The 15,139-nt window shown below is 67.2% G+C and carries 18 protein-coding genes; 9 read left to right on the forward strand and 9 right to left on the reverse strand.

Going from position 1 to position 15,139, the window contains the following annotated elements; all coding sequences use genetic code 11:
• Entirely contained in the window at positions 1-429 is a 429-nt protein-coding gene (locus DVT68_RS04085; RefSeq protein WP_114823744.1) for an organic hydroperoxide resistance protein, read from the forward strand.
• A gap of 114 nt (positions 430-543) precedes the next feature.
• On the opposite strand, the gene DVT68_RS04090 is transcribed toward DVT68_RS04085, so the two are convergent.
• Positions 544-1,029, reverse strand: coding sequence for an FKBP-type peptidyl-prolyl cis-trans isomerase (locus DVT68_RS04090; RefSeq protein WP_114823745.1), 486 nt, complete (start codon positions 1,027-1,029; stop codon positions 544-546).
• Between the two features lie 18 nt (positions 1,030-1,047).
• The gene (locus DVT68_RS04095; RefSeq protein WP_114823746.1) at positions 1,048-2,322 is read right to left on the reverse strand and encodes an MFS transporter; all 1,275 of its coding nucleotides are present in this window, start codon (positions 2,320-2,322) and stop codon (positions 1,048-1,050) included.
• 159 nt (positions 2,323-2,481) lie between these two features.
• Between DVT68_RS04095 and DVT68_RS04100 the strand changes: the two genes are divergently transcribed.
• The 3 genes from DVT68_RS04100 to DVT68_RS04110 all read left to right on the forward strand — a co-directional run bounded on the left by DVT68_RS04100 (position 2,482) and on the right by DVT68_RS04110 (position 5,272).
• The gene (locus DVT68_RS04100; RefSeq protein ID WP_114824377.1) at positions 2,482-3,138 is read left to right on the forward strand and encodes a class I SAM-dependent methyltransferase; all 657 of its coding nucleotides are present in this window, start codon (positions 2,482-2,484) and stop codon (positions 3,136-3,138) included.
• A gap of 190 nt (positions 3,139-3,328) precedes the next feature.
• On the forward strand, positions 3,329-4,645 hold the full coding sequence (locus DVT68_RS04105; protein ID WP_114823747.1) for a DEAD/DEAH box helicase: 1,317 nt from the start codon (positions 3,329-3,331) through the stop codon (positions 4,643-4,645).
• A 174-nt stretch (positions 4,646-4,819) separates the two neighbouring features.
• Positions 4,820-5,272 (forward strand): pilin, encoded by a 453-nt coding sequence (locus tag DVT68_RS04110; protein ID WP_147281663.1) that lies wholly within the window; start codon positions 4,820-4,822, stop codon positions 5,270-5,272.
• A gap of 40 nt (positions 5,273-5,312) precedes the next feature.
• Here DVT68_RS04110 and DVT68_RS04115 read toward each other — a convergent pair whose 3' ends face one another.
• From DVT68_RS04115 to DVT68_RS04125, 3 genes are read right to left on the reverse strand one after another with little or no spacing between them, the layout of a single operon-like run.
• Complete coding sequence (locus DVT68_RS04115) at positions 5,313-5,855, reverse strand: GNAT family N-acetyltransferase (RefSeq protein WP_233523333.1); 543 nt, start codon at positions 5,853-5,855, stop codon at positions 5,313-5,315.
• 5 nt (positions 5,856-5,860) lie between these two features.
• Positions 5,861-6,709, reverse strand: a complete 849-nt coding sequence (gene fghA / locus DVT68_RS04120; RefSeq protein WP_114823750.1) for an S-formylglutathione hydrolase — start codon at positions 6,707-6,709, stop codon at positions 5,861-5,863.
• 50 nt (positions 6,710-6,759) lie between these two features.
• Positions 6,760-7,509, reverse strand: coding sequence for an SDR family NAD(P)-dependent oxidoreductase (locus DVT68_RS04125; RefSeq protein ID WP_114823751.1), 750 nt, complete (start codon positions 7,507-7,509; stop codon positions 6,760-6,762).
• 118 nt (positions 7,510-7,627) lie between these two features.
• Between DVT68_RS04125 and DVT68_RS04130 the strand changes: the two genes are divergently transcribed.
• Both DVT68_RS04130 and DVT68_RS04135 read left to right on the forward strand, forming a co-directional pair.
• Positions 7,628-9,487 carry a DEAD/DEAH box helicase gene (locus DVT68_RS04130; protein WP_114823752.1) on the forward strand — a complete coding sequence of 620 codons (1,860 nt, stop codon included), beginning with the start codon at positions 7,628-7,630 and terminating at the stop codon, positions 9,485-9,487.
• 198 nt (positions 9,488-9,685) lie between these two features.
• Positions 9,686-10,495 carry a dioxygenase family protein gene (locus DVT68_RS04135; RefSeq protein ID WP_114823753.1) on the forward strand — a complete coding sequence of 270 codons (810 nt, stop codon included), beginning with the start codon at positions 9,686-9,688 and terminating at the stop codon, positions 10,493-10,495.
• On the opposite strand, the gene DVT68_RS04140 is transcribed toward DVT68_RS04135, so the two are convergent.
• Positions 10,482-10,823 (reverse strand): cupredoxin domain-containing protein, encoded by a 342-nt coding sequence (locus DVT68_RS04140; protein ID WP_114823754.1) that lies wholly within the window; start codon positions 10,821-10,823, stop codon positions 10,482-10,484. The genes DVT68_RS04135 and DVT68_RS04140 overlap by 14 nt on opposite strands.
• Positions 10,820-11,761, reverse strand: a complete 942-nt coding sequence (locus DVT68_RS04145; protein ID WP_114823755.1) for a metallophosphoesterase family protein — start codon at positions 11,759-11,761, stop codon at positions 10,820-10,822. The genes DVT68_RS04140 and DVT68_RS04145 overlap by 4 nt, the downstream gene beginning before the upstream one ends.
• Positions 11,762-11,904: 143 nt before the next feature.
• Here DVT68_RS04145 and DVT68_RS04150 point away from each other — a divergent pair, with 143 nt between their 5' ends.
• Both DVT68_RS04150 and DVT68_RS04155 read left to right on the forward strand, forming a co-directional pair.
• Positions 11,905-12,465: a sigma-70 family RNA polymerase sigma factor gene (locus DVT68_RS04150; protein WP_114823756.1), complete on the forward strand. Its 561-nt coding sequence runs from the start codon at positions 11,905-11,907 to the stop codon at positions 12,463-12,465.
• Positions 12,452-13,219, forward strand: a complete 768-nt coding sequence (locus DVT68_RS04155; protein ID WP_114823757.1) for an anti-sigma factor family protein — start codon at positions 12,452-12,454, stop codon at positions 13,217-13,219. Before DVT68_RS04150 ends, DVT68_RS04155 begins: the two co-directional genes overlap by 14 nt.
• Here the strand turns inward: DVT68_RS04155 and DVT68_RS04160 are convergent.
• Positions 13,216-13,590 (reverse strand): YkgJ family cysteine cluster protein, encoded by a 375-nt coding sequence (locus tag DVT68_RS04160; protein WP_114823758.1) that lies wholly within the window; start codon positions 13,588-13,590, stop codon positions 13,216-13,218. The two genes, DVT68_RS04155 and DVT68_RS04160, sit on opposite strands and share 4 nt — an antisense overlap.
• A 155-nt stretch (positions 13,591-13,745) precedes the next feature.
• The gene (gene ypfJ / locus DVT68_RS04165) at positions 13,746-14,603 is read right to left on the reverse strand and encodes a KPN_02809 family neutral zinc metallopeptidase (RefSeq protein ID WP_114823759.1); all 858 of its coding nucleotides are present in this window, start codon (positions 14,601-14,603) and stop codon (positions 13,746-13,748) included.
• A gap of 113 nt (positions 14,604-14,716) precedes the next feature.
• Between ypfJ and DVT68_RS04170 the strand changes: the two genes are divergently transcribed.
• Complete coding sequence (locus DVT68_RS04170) at positions 14,717-15,112, forward strand: MAPEG family protein (protein ID WP_325050408.1); 396 nt, start codon at positions 14,717-14,719, stop codon at positions 15,110-15,112.
• Positions 15,113-15,139: the final 27 nt, after the last annotated feature.

Consider the following 15,139-nt stretch of genomic DNA (forward strand, 5'->3'; position numbering starts at 1 on the left):
ATGAGCATCAGCAAGATTCTCTATACCGCCACCGCCACTGTGACTGGCGGCCGCGAGGGCCATGCAAAGAGTGACGATGGCGTGCTCGATCTGCAGTTGGTCGTGCCCAAGGGTCTGGGCGGCCCGGGCGGCGCCGGCAGCAATCCCGAGCAGCTCTTTGCGGCCGGCTACGCCGCCTGCTTCGAGGGCGCCGTGCGCTTCGTGGCCCGCCAGCAGGGTGTGGCGCTGAAGGACGCCTCGGTGACGGCGCATGTGGGCATCGGCCCGCGCGAGCCGACCGGCTTCGGCATCGCGGTGAAGCTGGACGTGAGCCTGCCCGGCCTCGACCGCGCCGTGGCGCAGGAACTGGTCGACACCGCGCACCGCGACATCTGCCCGTACTCGCACGCGACCCGTGGCAACGTGGACGTGCAGATCGCGTTGGTCTGAGCGCCTCGCCACCGGCAGAAACGACAACGGCGCCGTGAGGCGCCGTTGTTTTTTGGACTGAGGGAACGTGGCCCCTCACCCTGCCCTCTCCCCATGGGGGAGAGGGGAAATACGTCAGTGCGCCTCGGCGCCCGGCGGGTGGGCGTGGCCGTGGGCGATTTCTTCCTCGGTACCTTCGCGCACTTCATTGAGGGTGACGTCGAAGTTCAGCGTCTTGCCGGCCATCGGGTGGTTGAGGTCCACGTCGACCGTGGTCATGCCCACCTTCTGCACCACCACCACGCGGTGGCCGCCTTCCTTCAGGGCCAGCACGGTGGTCATGCCCGGCTTGAGCTTGCCCGCCTGCTGGAAGTACTTCTTCGGCACGCGCTGGCTCAGGCCATCCTGGCGCTCGCCGTAGCCCTCGGCCGGGGCGACCTCGACCTGCAGGCTCTCGCCGGCTTCGCGCTCTTCAAGCGCCTTCTCGAGGCCGGGGATCAGCTGGCCATGGCCCAGCAGCACCCACAGCGGTTCGTTGCGGTCGAGGGAGCTCTCGACCTTCTCCCCGTCCACCGTCAGCGTGTAGTGGAGTGAGATGACCTTGTCCTTGCCAGCCTTCATTGCATGTCTCGTGATGGATCAAACCCGGGATTCTAGCAGCCCCTCCGGCTGGCCGCCTGCCGCCGCGGCGCGCCGGCCAAAGCGCACCCCGTGCGCCTCGGGCCCCAGCCAGGCCAGCAGGGCCAGCAAAACGGCCACGGCGGCGATCCAGTCCGACATGGCGAACGCCAGGTCGCCTCCCCGCCAGCCGCCGATCCAGAGCTGGGCGTTGGCCGTGACCGCCGCCAGCAGGTTGCCGGTCTGATAGGCAAATCCCGGCAGGGTGCCACGCACCTCGTCCGGCGACAGCTCGTTGAGGTGCGTGGGCACCACGCCCCAGGCGCCCTGCACCATCACCTGCACCATGAAGGCGCCCAGCGCCAGCACCGGCAAGGAGCCGCCGTAGGTCCACAACGGGATCACGGGGATGGCCAGCAGCGTGGCGAGGATGATGGCGCGGCGCCGCCCGATGCGCTCGGACAGGGCGCCGAAGAACAGCCCGCCCACCAGCGCCCCGAGGTTGAGCATGGCCACCAGCATGAAGGCCGCGCCGGAACCGGTGGCCAGGTGCAGGCTCTCCTCCTCGAACGTGTGGTACAGGTCCTGCGAGCCATGGCTGAACATGTTGAAGGCCATCATCAGCAGCATCAGGTAGATGGCCAGCTTCCAATGGCCACACATGGCCTCGCGCAGCCCCCTGCGCTTTCCCTCGGCGCGACTCTGCCGCCAGACCTCGGACTCGGGCACGCTGCGTCGGATGTACAGCACCAGCAGCGCCGGCGCCGCGCCCACCACGAACAGGCCGCGCCAACCAATGTGGTCGACCAGCAGCCAGTTCACCAGGGCGCCGAGGAAGAAACCGCACGGGTAACCGCTCTGCAGCAGACCCGAGACCGCGCCACGCGCGTTCGGCGGGATCGACTCCATGGCCAGCGAGGCGCCGATGCCCCACTCCCCGCCCATCGCCACGCCAAACAGGAAGCGAAACACCAGCAACATGGTGAGCGAAGTGGAAAACGCAGTGGCCAGCTCGAACAGCGAGAACAGCACGACGTCCAGCATGAGGATCGGCCGCCGGCCGTAGCGGTCAGCCAGCCGTCCGAACAACAGGGCGCCCAGCGGACGCGCCGCCAGCGTCAGGAACAGGCCAAAGGTGACTTGCGCCTTGTCGACCTGGAACTCCTTCGCCACGGCGACGAGCACGAAGGTCAGCAGGAAATAGTCGAAGGCGTCCAGCGTCCAGCCGAGGAAGCTGGCCAGCACCGTGTGGCGCTGGGTGGTGGTGAGTTCCTTCAGCGGCGCGAACGGCGACATCGACGACTCCAATCGGGATGGGCAACCGCCGGTGCGGCATAAGGTCGCCAAGCGAACCATCATGCACTGCGCAGTGCAAGAGCGGGCATCGTCGAAGGGTGGCTCCGGCGGCGTGCTTCTTCACGCCGTGCAGTCAATGAGTCGGCTGACATGTGCTCCATGGACGCCACCGTTCGCTACCACATCGCCGACTCCTACGAGCACTGGTTCCAGCGCCGCTACGTCAACGGCAAGCTGGCGACCGATCCTGCCTACGCGGCGGTCGCCGCACTGGTCGCCGACCGGCCGCTGCCCCTGCTGGACATCGGCTGCGGCATCGGCCTGCTCGGCCAGTACCTGTATGCGCAAGGCGCGGTCAGCGGCTACCTCGGACTCGACCATGACCTGCGCAAGATCGAGGCGGGCCGCCGCGCGCTGCGGCTGGCCGGCCTGGAGCGGCAGTTGCAACTGCGCCACGCCGACGGCGCCAACACGCAGCCGATGCGCGGCCACGTGGCGCTGCTGGACGTGCTGCACTATCTGCCCGCGGAGGGCCAGCGCGCGCTGTTGGCGAACGCGGTCGCCCACCTCGCGCCCGGCGGCCTCCTGATCATTCGAAACGTGCTGCGCGAACGCAGCTGGCGCTACCTTTTCACGCGTTTGTCGGAGTCCATCCTCAGCGCCAGCGGCTGGATGGGCGTGGGCGCGCAGCACTACCCGAGCGCCGACGAACTGCGCGCGCCGCTTGAGGCGGCTGGCCTCGTCGTCACGCTGCGACCCTTGCATGGCCGTACCCCGTTCGACAGCTACCTGATCGTGGCCGAAAGGCAGGACTGAGCCCGCGGACGCATGCACTTGAACGTGCTCATTCCGGGCTTTCCTCGCGCGTCTCACGACTCTTAAGGCAGCTCTCAGGCAGGAACCAGCGCCTTGCGCTATACTTAGCGGGCGACTTCATCGTCGCCCATCCCCCATTTGATGATTGCAACGCGGTTCGCAAGACGCTCCGAGTTGCGCTGGAGCTTCCATGTCTTTCGAATCGCTGGGCCTTGCGCCTGCGTTGTTGCGTGCGCTTGCCGAACAAGGCTACGCCAATCCCACCCCCATCCAGGCCGCCGCCATCCCGGTGGTGCTTGAAGGCGCCGACCTGCTGGCCGCCGCGCAAACCGGCACCGGCAAGACCGCGGCCTTCGCGCTGCCGCTGCTGCAGCACCTGTCCCAGGGCGCCCCTGCCACGACGCGCCGTCCGCGCGCCTTGGTGCTCACGCCCACCCGTGAACTCGCCGCCCAGGTGCACGACAACCTGCGCGACTACGGCAAGCACCTGCGCATCAGCAGCACCACCATCTTCGGTGGCGTGAGCATGGGCCCCCAGATGCAGGCGCTGCGTCGCGGCGTGGACGTCGTGATCGCCACGCCGGGCCGCCTGATCGACCACATGCAGCAGCGCTCGCTGGACCTGTCCGGCATCGAGGTGCTGGTGCTGGACGAAGCCGACCGCATGCTCGACATGGGCTTCCTGCCCGCACTCAAGCGCATCCTTGCCGCCCTGCCGCGCCGTCGCCAGACGCTGCTGTTCTCGGCCACCTTCGCGCCGCCGATCAAGGCGCTGGCGATGCAGTTCATGCACGAGCCGCGCGAAGTGTCGGTGACGCCGCCGAATACCGTGGCCACCACCGTCACCCACCACGTGCACCCGGTCGATGCCGCCAACAAGCGTGAGCTGCTGCTGCACGTGCTGTCGCAGGACAGCCGTCGCCAGACGCTGGTGTTCAGCCGCACCAAGCACGGCGCCGACAAGCTGGTGCGCTACCTCGAAACCGCCGGCATGCGCGCCGCCGCCATCCACGGCAACAAGAGCCAGAACGCGCGCACGCGTGCACTGAGCGACTTCAAGACCGGCCGCATCACCGTGCTGGTGGCCACCGACATCGCCGCGCGCGGCATCGACATCGACCAGCTGCCGATCGTGATCAACTTCGACCTGCCGATGGTGGCCGAGGACTACGTGCATCGCATCGGCCGCACCGGCCGCGCCGGCGCCGACGGCATGGCCGTGTCGCTGGTGAGCCACGACGAATCTGGCCTGCTGCGCGACATCCGCAAGCTGCTCAAGCAGGACATCGCCGTCAGCGAAGTGCCTGGCTTCGAACCTTCGCATCCGCTGCGCACGGACGCCAATGCGCCGAAGCCGGTGCAGGGCCAGCGCCAGCCGCGCCAGGGTCGCCCGCAAGGCTCGCATCGCCCGCACAACACCGGTCACGGGCACACCGGCAGCGATCGCCCCGCCGAGGGCAACCGCAAGCGTCAGCGCCGCCGTCGTCCCGCGGCCAGCAAGGCCTGACGAACACGCCCTGGTCCCGCCTGCGCTAGCGGGCGGGACCAAGCTCCCTGGCGGGTGATGGGCACGCTCCAGTCCCTTCGTTAACGAGCCGCTCACCCGTCGCTGGCAAGATGGGTGGTACCGCTGCTGCGCCCAGGGAGAGTCGGAATGAATCGCCCCAAGTCAGTGCCGCTCATGAGCGCCATGGCCCTGTTCGCCATCGTCGCCGTCGTCGCCAGCATTGCGATCCCCGCATGGCGCAACCACCGGATCGCTGACCGCCTGGATCAGGCGCTGCAAGCCGGCGAAGCCGCCAAGCTGGTCGTGATGGAAGCCGCCACCACCCGGGGCGGCCTGAACCGTATCAGGCCGGAAGACCTCACGTTCAACGCCCAGTCGTCGCTCAACGACTATGTGTCGGGGGTGGATATCTCCGAAAGCGGGCGCATCACCATCGCCACCAAGAACACCGGCGCCAGCCCCGATCCCGTCTTCCTGCTCACACCGCTGGACATCGGTAATGGTGGCCATGACGCAGCCCTGAGCTGGAGTTGCGACCTGCTTGCTGGCGACCGCCAGTGGACGCCGCCGCGTTGCACCCGCCCTGACACTCCGGCGCCCGCCCCTGCGACGACCAGCACCCACTAAGTGATCCACGAAACGCGGACCAACCCACGTACGTGTCCGGCTACGGTGTGCGGATGCGCGAAGTGAGGATGTGGTCCTCCCACACGCCGGCAATCTGCAGGTACTGCCTGGCATAGCCTTCACGCTCGAAGCCAAGGCGCTCGAGCAGGCGGCCGCTGCGTTCGTTGCGCGGCATGTAGTTGGCCATCACGCGGTGCAGGTCGAGCGAATGGAAGGCCCACGGCAGCGCCGCGCCCAGCACTTCCTGCATCAGCCCTTTGCCCTGCCATGTCGCTGCGACGCTGTAGCCGAGATGGCAAGCCTGGAAGGCGCCGCGCACCACGTTGGCGAAGGTGAGGCTGGCCAGCACTTCCTCGCCGGCCAGATCCAGCGCGAGGAAAGGATAGGAACGGTCCAGGCGAACCGCGTCACGCACCTCGATCAGTGTCTGCGTGCAGTGGTCCAGCGTGTAGTAGATCTCGTCGCGCAATGGCTCCCACGGCGCGAGGTGGGCGCGATTGCGCACGCGGTAACGCAGCAGGCGGGCGGCATCGCCCGCGTCCGCCAGGCGAATCGATGCCCGCCCGGTGGTGATGGGTTGCACGCGAATCACAGGCGACCCAGCGCCTGCGCGTGATGCCGCAGATGATCGTCGATGAAGCTGTTGATGAAGTAATAGCTGTGGTCGTAACCCGCATGACGACGCAGCAGCAGCGATTGCCCACCTTCCGCGCAAGCCTGGTCGAACAGTTCGGGCTTCAGCTGCGTGGCGAGAAATGTGTCTGACTCACCCTGGTCGATCAGAATCGTGCCGTCGAAGGTTCGCCGGCGCACCAGTTCACACGCGTCGTACTCCGCCCACGTCGCCTTGTCCTCGCCCAGGTAGCGCGGCAGGGCCTTCTGACCCCATGGCACGTGCGTGGGCGCCACGATCGGCGCGAAAGCGGACACCGATCGATACTGCCCCGGGTGTCGCAACGCGAGGGTCAGGGCGCCGTGCCCGCCCATCGAGTGGCCGGTGATGCCCGAGCGTTCGACATCAACGGGGAAATGCCGGCCCAACAGCGCCGGCAGCTCGCTCGCCACATAGCTGTGCATGCGGAAGCGCGATGACCACGGCGCCTCGGTGGCGTCCACGTAGAATCCGGCGCCCTCGCCGAATTCCCAGTCACCGGTGGCGCCATCAAAGCCGGTCTGGCGCGGGCTCGTATCGGGCATCACCAGGATGAGACCCAGCTCGGCCGCGAGGCGCTGGGCGCCGGCCTTGATGGTCGCCGTCTCCTCCGTGCAGGTGAGGCCCGCCAGGAAATACAGCACCGGGCACACCTCACGCGCGGCTTGCGGCGGCTGGTACAGCGCAAAGCGCATCGGTCCACCGCAGCTTTCCGACTCGTGCCGGTAGAAACCCTGCACGCCGCCGTGGCAACGCTGCTCGGTGATCGTCTCGATCGCTGCCATGCTTCTACTCCGTGTCATCCCGCCTGACGTCCATGATAGTCCGTCGCCGATCAGCGCTCCTGATCGGTGGGTCGCATCAGCACTTCGTTGATGTTGACGTGGGGCGGGCGCGATACGCAGAACACGATCGCGTCGGCGACGTCACGCCCCTGCAACTGGCGCATGCTGTCCGCCCAGGCGTTGAGGTTCGCCTTCACCTCGGCGTGACCGATGTGGTCGCGCAGTTCGGTCTCCACCACGCCCGGCTCGATCACGGTGACGCGGATGTTGTGCTGGTAAACCTCGCGGCGCAGCGCTTCGGAAAACGCTACCACGCCGAACTTCGTCGCCGAATAGGCCGCCGCATTGGGATTGGCCACGCGCCCCGCCGTCGACGAGATATTCACGACATGGCCGTCGCGACGCGCGCGCATGCCTGGCAGCGCGGCCTGTGTGGAGGCGATCAGGCTCAACACGTTCAGCTCGAGCATGTGCCGCCAACGACCCAGGTCGGCTTGTTCCACCGGCTCGAGGTACATCACGCCGGCATTGTTCACCAGGATGTCCAGCCGTCCGTAGTGTGCTTCGGTCTCGGCCACAATGCGCTGCGCCTCGGCCTCCGACGCGAGGTCCGCCACCAGCACGGTCGGTTCGGCGCCGAGCGCCTCGAGCTTTTTCGCGAGCACCTCGAGTCGATCGCGCCGCCGCGCGGCGATGGCCACCTTGGCTCCTGCCTCGGCCAGGGCCAGCGCGGCAGCCTCGCCAATACCCGAAGAAGCGCCTGTAACCAGCGCGATACGACCATCGAGACGTGAAGACATGAATATTCCTCGGCAATGCCGCCGCTGGGCGGCAGAAAAAGCCCGGCTGAAGCGGGTGGGCCTGCTACAATAGGCCATTCTCCCGCATGCCGTCGTGCATGCCATGTCGAGGTTCCCCATGTCCTCCCCGTCTTCCGATTCCCAGCCGGCAGCCGTCGGCTTTGCTGCGCTTGGCCTTCATCCGGAGCTGCTGCGCGCGCTGTCCGACGTCGGCTACGAGTCGCCCTCGCCGATCCAGGCCGCCACCATTCCGCCGCTGCTGGAAGGCCGCGACGTGCTCGGCCAGGCGCAGACCGGCACCGGCAAGACCGCCGCATTCGCACTGCCGATCCTCTCGCGCATCGATCTCAAGCCCGGCAAGCCGCAGGCGCTGATCCTCGCGCCGACACGCGAACTGGCCATCCAGGTGGCCGAAGCGTTCCAGCGCTACGCCACCTACATGCCCGGCCTGCAGGTGCTGCCGATCTATGGCGGCCAGAGCTACGGACCGCAGCTGCACTCGCTCAAGCGCGGCGTGCAGATCGTGGTGGGCACGCCCGGTCGCGTGATCGATCACCTAGATCGCGGCACGCTGGATCTGTCGGAACTGAAGTTCCTGGTGCTCGACGAAGCCGACGAAATGCTGCGCATGGGCTTCATCGACGACGTGGAGAAGGTGCTCGAGGCCACGCCTCCGACCCGCCAGGTCGCGCTGTTCTCCGCCACCATGCCGGCGCCGATCCGCAAGATCGCGCAGCGGCACCTGAAGGAGCCGGTGGAGGTGACCATCAAGGCCGCCACCACCACGGCTGCCAACATCCGCCAGCGCTACTGGTTCGTCAGCGGCATGCACAAGCTCGACGCGATGACGCGCATCCTCGAGGCGGAGCCGTTCGACGCGATGATCATCTTCGCGCGCACCAAGTCTGCCACCGAGGAACTGGCTGAAAAGTTGCAGGCGCGCGGACTGGCCGCGGCGGCGATCAACGGTGACATTGCACAGGCGCAGCGCGAACGCGTCATTCAGCAGCTCAAGGACGGCAAGCTGGACATCCTGGTGGCCACCGACGTGGCCGCGCGTGGCCTCGACGTGGAGCGCATCAGCCACGTCATGAATTACGACATTCCCTACGACACGGAAAGCTATGTGCATCGCATCGGCCGCACCGGCCGCGCGGGCCGCACGGGCGATGCCATCCTGTTCGTCACGCCACGTGAAAAGGGCATGCTGCGCGCGATCGAGCGCGCTACGCGCCAGCCAATCGAGGAAATGAAGCTGCCGACCGTCGAAGCGGTGAACGACGTTCGCATCGCCAAGTTCAAGCAGCGCATCAGCGACACGCTGGCCGTGGGCGAGCTGACCATGTTCCAGCAGCTGATCGAACAGTACGAGCAGGAACACAACATTCCGGCCGTTGAGATTGCCGCCGCGCTGGCGCGTATCGCGCAGGGCAATCAGCCCTTGCTGTTGACGCCGCCGCCGAAGCGCGAATTCGCACCGCGCGAGCACGCACCTCGTGAGCACGCGGATGTTCGTCACGCTGCACGCGAGCACAAGCCGCGTGACCGCGACGGCGCACCGCGCGATTTCACGCCCCGACCGGTGCGTCCGCATCACACAGAGGAAGGCAAGCGCACCTACCGCGTCGAGGTGGGGCACGAGCACGGCGTGAAGCCCGGCAACATCATTGGCGCAATCGCAAATGAGGCAGGCCTGGAGAGCGGCTTCATCGGTCGCCTGAGCATTCGCGGCGAGTACAGCCTGATCGACCTTCCCGACGGAATGCCGAAGGAAGTCTTCGAGCACCTGAAGAAAGTGTGGGTGAGCCAGCAGCAGCTGCGCATCAAGGAATGGGATGGTGATGACAGCGGCGCCGGTGAGGAAGCACCGCGCCGTCCCGGCAGCGGTTACCGTCCTGGCGGTTTCAAGAAGCCGCACGGCGGCAAGCCACGCCCGCAAGGCCACGGCGGCGGCAAGCCGCCGCGTCGCGGCAAGTAACGTACCCGCGCGTCGCCGTCATTCCGGCGCACCCCCAAAAGGGGGCAAGGGCCGGAATGACGGATGGAAGGTTTCAGGTCGTTGGGCGCGCGGCGCGCCCCCTGATCGTTCTGTTGCGGTGACGGATCGTTCACCGCACGCGCGATGCAATTTTCGCGGCAGCCCCTACCCTATGGCGATATCCTCGAGATAGCCGCCATGACCACCCTGCCGAGTCTTTACATCTCCCACGGATCGCCGATGACCGCGATCCAGCCGCGGCGCGTGGGCGAGCGTCTGGCCGAGCTGGCCAAGGAGCTGCCGCGTCCCAAGGCGATCGTGATCGCCTCGGCGCACTGGTTGGCGCGCCAGCCGCACGTCGGTGGCGCGGCGCGGCCTGAGACGATTCACGATTTCTACGGCTTTCCACGCGAGCTGTTCGAGATCCAGTACCCCGCGCACGGGGAACCGGCGCTGGCCGCACGCGTCACCGAACTGCTCGACCAGGCTGGCCTGCCGACCACGCTCGACCCGGGTCAGGGACTGGACCACGGCGCGTGGGTGCCACTGCGCCTGCTCTACCCCGAAGCCGACATACCGGTGGTGCCAATGTCGATCCAGCCGCAGCTGGGCCCATCGCACCAGTATGCGGTGGGACGCGCACTGGCGCCGTTGCGCGATGAGGGCGTGCTGGTGATCGGTTCCGGCAGCATCACCCACAATCTCCACGATTTCCGCGCGGGCTACAGCGAGGAGCGCGAAGCGCCCTACGTGCGTCCGTTCATCGAGTGGATCGAACGCAAGCTGGTCGACGGTGATGTGCCCGCCCTGCTCGACTACCGCCGACAGGCGCCGTTTGCCGAACGCGCCCACCCCACCGACGAGCACCTGCTGCCGCTCTACGTGGCGCTGGGCGCCGCAGGCGAGGATGCCCACGCCAGCCGCATCGATGCAGGCATCGAACACGGCCTGCTGGCGATGGACATCTACCGCTTCGACGGTCGGCGGCCGGCGACTACTGCACGATAATGGTGCCCACCATCATCGGATGGATTGAACAGTAGTACGCATACGTGCCCGGCTTGGCGAACGTCACCGCGTAGCTGTCGCCGGTATCCAGCGCCTGTGACGCCACGAACTGGTTGCCGGTGCTGGTCACCCGATGCGGTTCGTCGTCCTTGTTGGTCCAGTTCACCCGCGTCCCCACCGGCACCGTGATGCTGTGTGGCGCGAAGGCGAAGTTGCGGATGTCCACCTGCATCACTTTCGCGGGCGGCGCATTCGCCTCGGCAGCGGAGGCGCCATTGACGGCGAAGCCGAGTAGCAACGCCACGCCCATGCTGGCCCACGCGCTCATGACAGCTGCTCGTCGGTAATGGCCAACGCCTGGCGCCCCTGCACGTGGCGCACCTCGCGAATGCCGAGGTAGGTATGCAGTGTGTCGGAAGCCACGTCTTTCATCGGCCCGGGCGCAGGCCCCACGCCCGGCGCCGGCTGCGGATAGGCGGTCGAGCGCGCCGTGTAGAACGTGATGTTGCCCTCGACCTTCTGCTGGATCTGGTGGATGTGACCGTTGAGCACGCTCACCGAACCGAAGCGCTTCAGGTTGCTGACCGCCTCCGCACTGTCGTCGGTGCCCCAGCCCCACGGCGGATACAGCGGCCACAGCGGCATGTGTGCGAACACCACCAGCGGCGTTTCCGCGGACAGCGGAGCGAGATCCTTCTTCAGCCAGGCTAACTGGTCGGCGCCGAGCGAACCCAGGCCGCCCGCCTTGAGGTTCAGCACGTTGATCAGTCCCACGAAGTGCACGCCACGGTGATCGAAGCTGTACCAGCCGCCGGACTGCTGCTTCTCGCCGAAGCGGCGGAAGAATTCCGCGCCGTTGTCGCCGATCACATCGTGCTCGCCCGGCACGTAGAAGGTCTTGGGAACCTGGGATTCCTGCATGATCCCGGCCAGCGTATCGAACTCTTCCGGTCGCGACAGGTGGGTGAGATCGCCTGTATGCAGCAGGAAGTCCGGCGTCACCGGTTGCGCCTTCACCTTTGCCAGCGAAGCGCGCAGCGTGGAGGCCACGTCTTCATTCGGCGGCTTGTGGAAGCCGATGTGCGAATCGCTGACCTGCACGAAGGCGAAGGTGGCGTCGGCGGCCGCCTGTCCACCGCCTGCCGAGAGCGGCTGGGCGCGCAGCACGCCCCCATGCATCAGCCATAGCGTGCCGGCGCCTGCCCAGGCCATGCACTCGAGGAACTGGCGGCGTCCAGGGTTTGCGTTGTCGTCGGAATGACGCATGTTCGGATCTCCGGATGCTGGGGACGGGTACCGCACCCGTCGCCCCTGACCCGTATTACCTCGCCGGCGTCCCGGCTATTCCCTCCTGCATGCGATTTCACGGGGGCTGGAATAAAGTGGCGCCAGGCGAGGTCTACCTACCCATGACCGATCCGTCCGCCAGCACGACCGGACCCGACCGTGCGCGCTTTGACGCGCAGGTGCTGCCGCACCTGGATGCGGCGTACAACCTCGCGCGCTGGCTGGCCCGCGATCCGCTGGACGCGCAGGACGTGGTGCAGGAAGCCATGCTGCGTGCGCTGCGCTATTTCGGCAGTTTCCATGGCAATGACGCGCGCGTGTGGCTGCTGGCGATCGTGCGCAATACCTACTACACGGTGCGCCAACGCACGCCGCCGGACAGCCTGCGCGCCGAGTTCGACGACGAGATGCACCCGCTGGTGGACGAAGGCCCATCGCCGGAGACCCTGGCTTTGCTCGCCGTTGACGTCGGCGCGCTGCAGTCGGCGCTGGAACACCTGCCGCCGCCGCTGCGCGAGGTGATCGTGCTGCGCGAGCTGGAAGAATGTTCGTACCGGGAGATCGCCACCATCACTGAACAGAAGATCGGCACCGTGATGTCACGCCTCGCCCGCGCCCGCGAGCGCCTGCGCGCGGAACTGACCTGCCGGCCCAGGGAGGTACGTCGCCATGACGTGCGATGACACCAGGCTGCTGCTGCACGCCTATCTCGACGACGAACTCGACGCCGCCAACAGCGCGGCGGTGGCCAGCCACATGCGCGGTTGCACCGGCTGCACGGCGCGTTATGACGCTTATGCCACCCTGCACAAGGCGTTGTCGCAGCCCGTGCTGTACCACCGCGCGCCCGATGCGCTGCGCCAGCGCCTGGCTGCTGCGCCGGCCGCCTCCGTTCCCAAGCCCCGGTCTCGCGCTCCGCTGGCCTGGGCCATGGCTGCCGGGTTCATCGGCGCCCAGCTGCTGTCCTCGCCAGCCTGGTTCCACTGGTGGCGTTCGAGCGAGATGGCGGATCCCATCGTGGCGCAGGCCGTTTCCGCGCATGTGCGTTCGCTGCAGCAACAGCACCTGATGGACGTGGTGTCGACCGACCAGCACACGGTGAAGCCGTGGTTCGAGGGGAAGCTGGATTTCTCGCCGCGAGTGAAGGACCTGGCCAGCGAAGGTTTTCCGCTGCTGGGTGGCCGCCTCGACGCCATCGACGGCCGCAGCGTGGCGGCGCTGGTGTACAAGCGCCGCCTGCATGTGATCAACCTCTCCCAGTGGCCCGACGAAGGCAGCGCGTCTGGCCCAGCCATCGCTCGTGAGCATGGCTTTACGGTGATCCGTTGGCGCGCCGACGGCATGCGGTTCGTGGCGATCTCGGACGTCAACGAGGGCGACCTGCGGCAGTTCGTGCTGGCGTTCCAGAACGAACCCGGCGTGCCAGCCGCGCGCTAGGCGTCCGCGGCATCAGCACCCGCGACTACGGGCCAGTCCGCCGGGGTCAGTGGCGGCAAGCCATGGCCGATGCGCGCCTTGTCGCACTGGGCGCTGGGTCGCCCGAACTCCCATGAGGGTTCCACCTCGCGGCACACCGAAGGCCTCCCTTCGTAAATGCCGCAGTGCGCCGCCTCGCCGACCGTGCCCTGCAGCGCAACGCAACGTGGTCTGGATGCCTGCGTCCCACGCATGACGAGACGATGCGGATCGAGCGTTTCAGTCAGCTCGGGCGGCACCACGCCGCCGAGCGACGCGTCCGCCTCGGACCAATGGAAGGCCACGCGGAAAAATGCGCAACAAGCGCCGCAACGCAGGCAGGGATGAAGCATGAGGGTTATTCGGAGGCGCACCCCAAGGCGCGCAGCGTCGGCATTCTAGAACGTCGGCGACTCCGGCGCAGCGCGGGATGCATGAGCCGCGCCCGCGCCTCACGCTTCACATTCCGAATGCCCCCGAACGGCGGCCCAAGGCGCGTCGGCCGTACTCAGGGCTGACCGGCAAACGTATTGCAGCTCGCGATGTCCCCGCTCTCGAAGCCGGCGCGGAACCACTTCACCCGCTGCGCGGAAGTGCCATGGGTGAACGAGTCAGGCACCACCCGACCCTGAGCTTGCTGCTGCAGCGCATCGTCACCAATCTTGCTCGCTGCATTGAGCGCCGCTTCGATATCACCAGGCTGCAGCCACTGCAGGCGCTGCTGGCTGTGGTAGGCCCACACGCCGGCGAAGCAGTCCGCCTGGAGTTCCTGCCTCACCGACAGGCCATCGGCGCCTTCCATCGGCGCGCCACGCCGGCGCGCCTGCTCGACCTGGTCGAAGATACCCAGCAGGTTCTGCACGTGATGACCGACTTCATGGGCAATCACATAGGCGCGCGCAAAATCGCCGGACGCGTGGAAGCGATTCTCCAGCTCCTGGAAAAACGCGACGTCGAGATAGACCTTCTGGTCGCCCGGGCAATAGAACGGCCCCACCGCGGTGGACGCCGCGCCGCAGGCGGTGTCTACGCCGCCGCTGAACAGATCGAGTTTCGGATCCACATACTGGCGACCATGCGCCGCGAAGATGTCGCCCCAGGTCTTTTCGGTGGAGCCGAGGATCGCGCTGACGAAATCCTTGGTCTGGGGATCGACGTCCGCAGGCTGGCCGCTTGGCGCGGCGACCTGCCCGCCATTGTCGACCTGGCCGAGCAGCGCGGTCGGGTCCTTGAAGAACACCAGACCGAGGATGGCCAGGATCACGATGCCCCCCAGGCCCAGACCCCTTCCGCCGCCAAAGCGCGAGCCGCCGCTCCCGCTATCGACCTCGACGTTCTCGCTACGCTCGCCCTTCTGCCAGTCCATGATGGCCCTCGTCCGCGCGTGGTCGACGATCCATCCACCATACGCCCAGCCGCCCCCTCCCGCCATGTGCCATGGACGGGTACATTGAGCCACCTTTTTCCCTGGAACCCACCATGATCCAGCACCTGCCCGCCGTCGTCGTCCTGCTCACCATCCTGTTGCAGTTCGGCGCGATGTGGGCCACCGGTCATGCGCGCGAGAAATACGGCGTGAAGGCGCCGGCGATCACCGGCCACCCCGCCTTCGAACGCGCGTGGCGCGTGCAGATGAACACGCTCGAATCCACCATGGTGTTCCTGCCGTCGCTATGGCTGGCGGTGCAATACGGCTTTCCGCTGTGGGGCAGCCTCGGTGGACTGGTATGGGTGTTCGGGCGCACGTGGTACGCGGTGGCCTATCTGGCGGATGCCTCCAAGCGCGGCCCGGGCTTCATGGTTTCCGCGGCAGGTTGGGCGGTGACGCTGGTCGTCGGCGTGATTGGCCTGGTGCGCGCGATCGCGATCGGTTGATATCGCCGGATGTACGGAGCGCGCGCG

The sequence above is a fragment of the Dyella solisilvae genome (assembly GCF_003351225.1).
Taxonomy (GTDB): Bacteria; Pseudomonadota; Gammaproteobacteria; order Xanthomonadales; family Rhodanobacteraceae; genus Dyella; species Dyella solisilvae.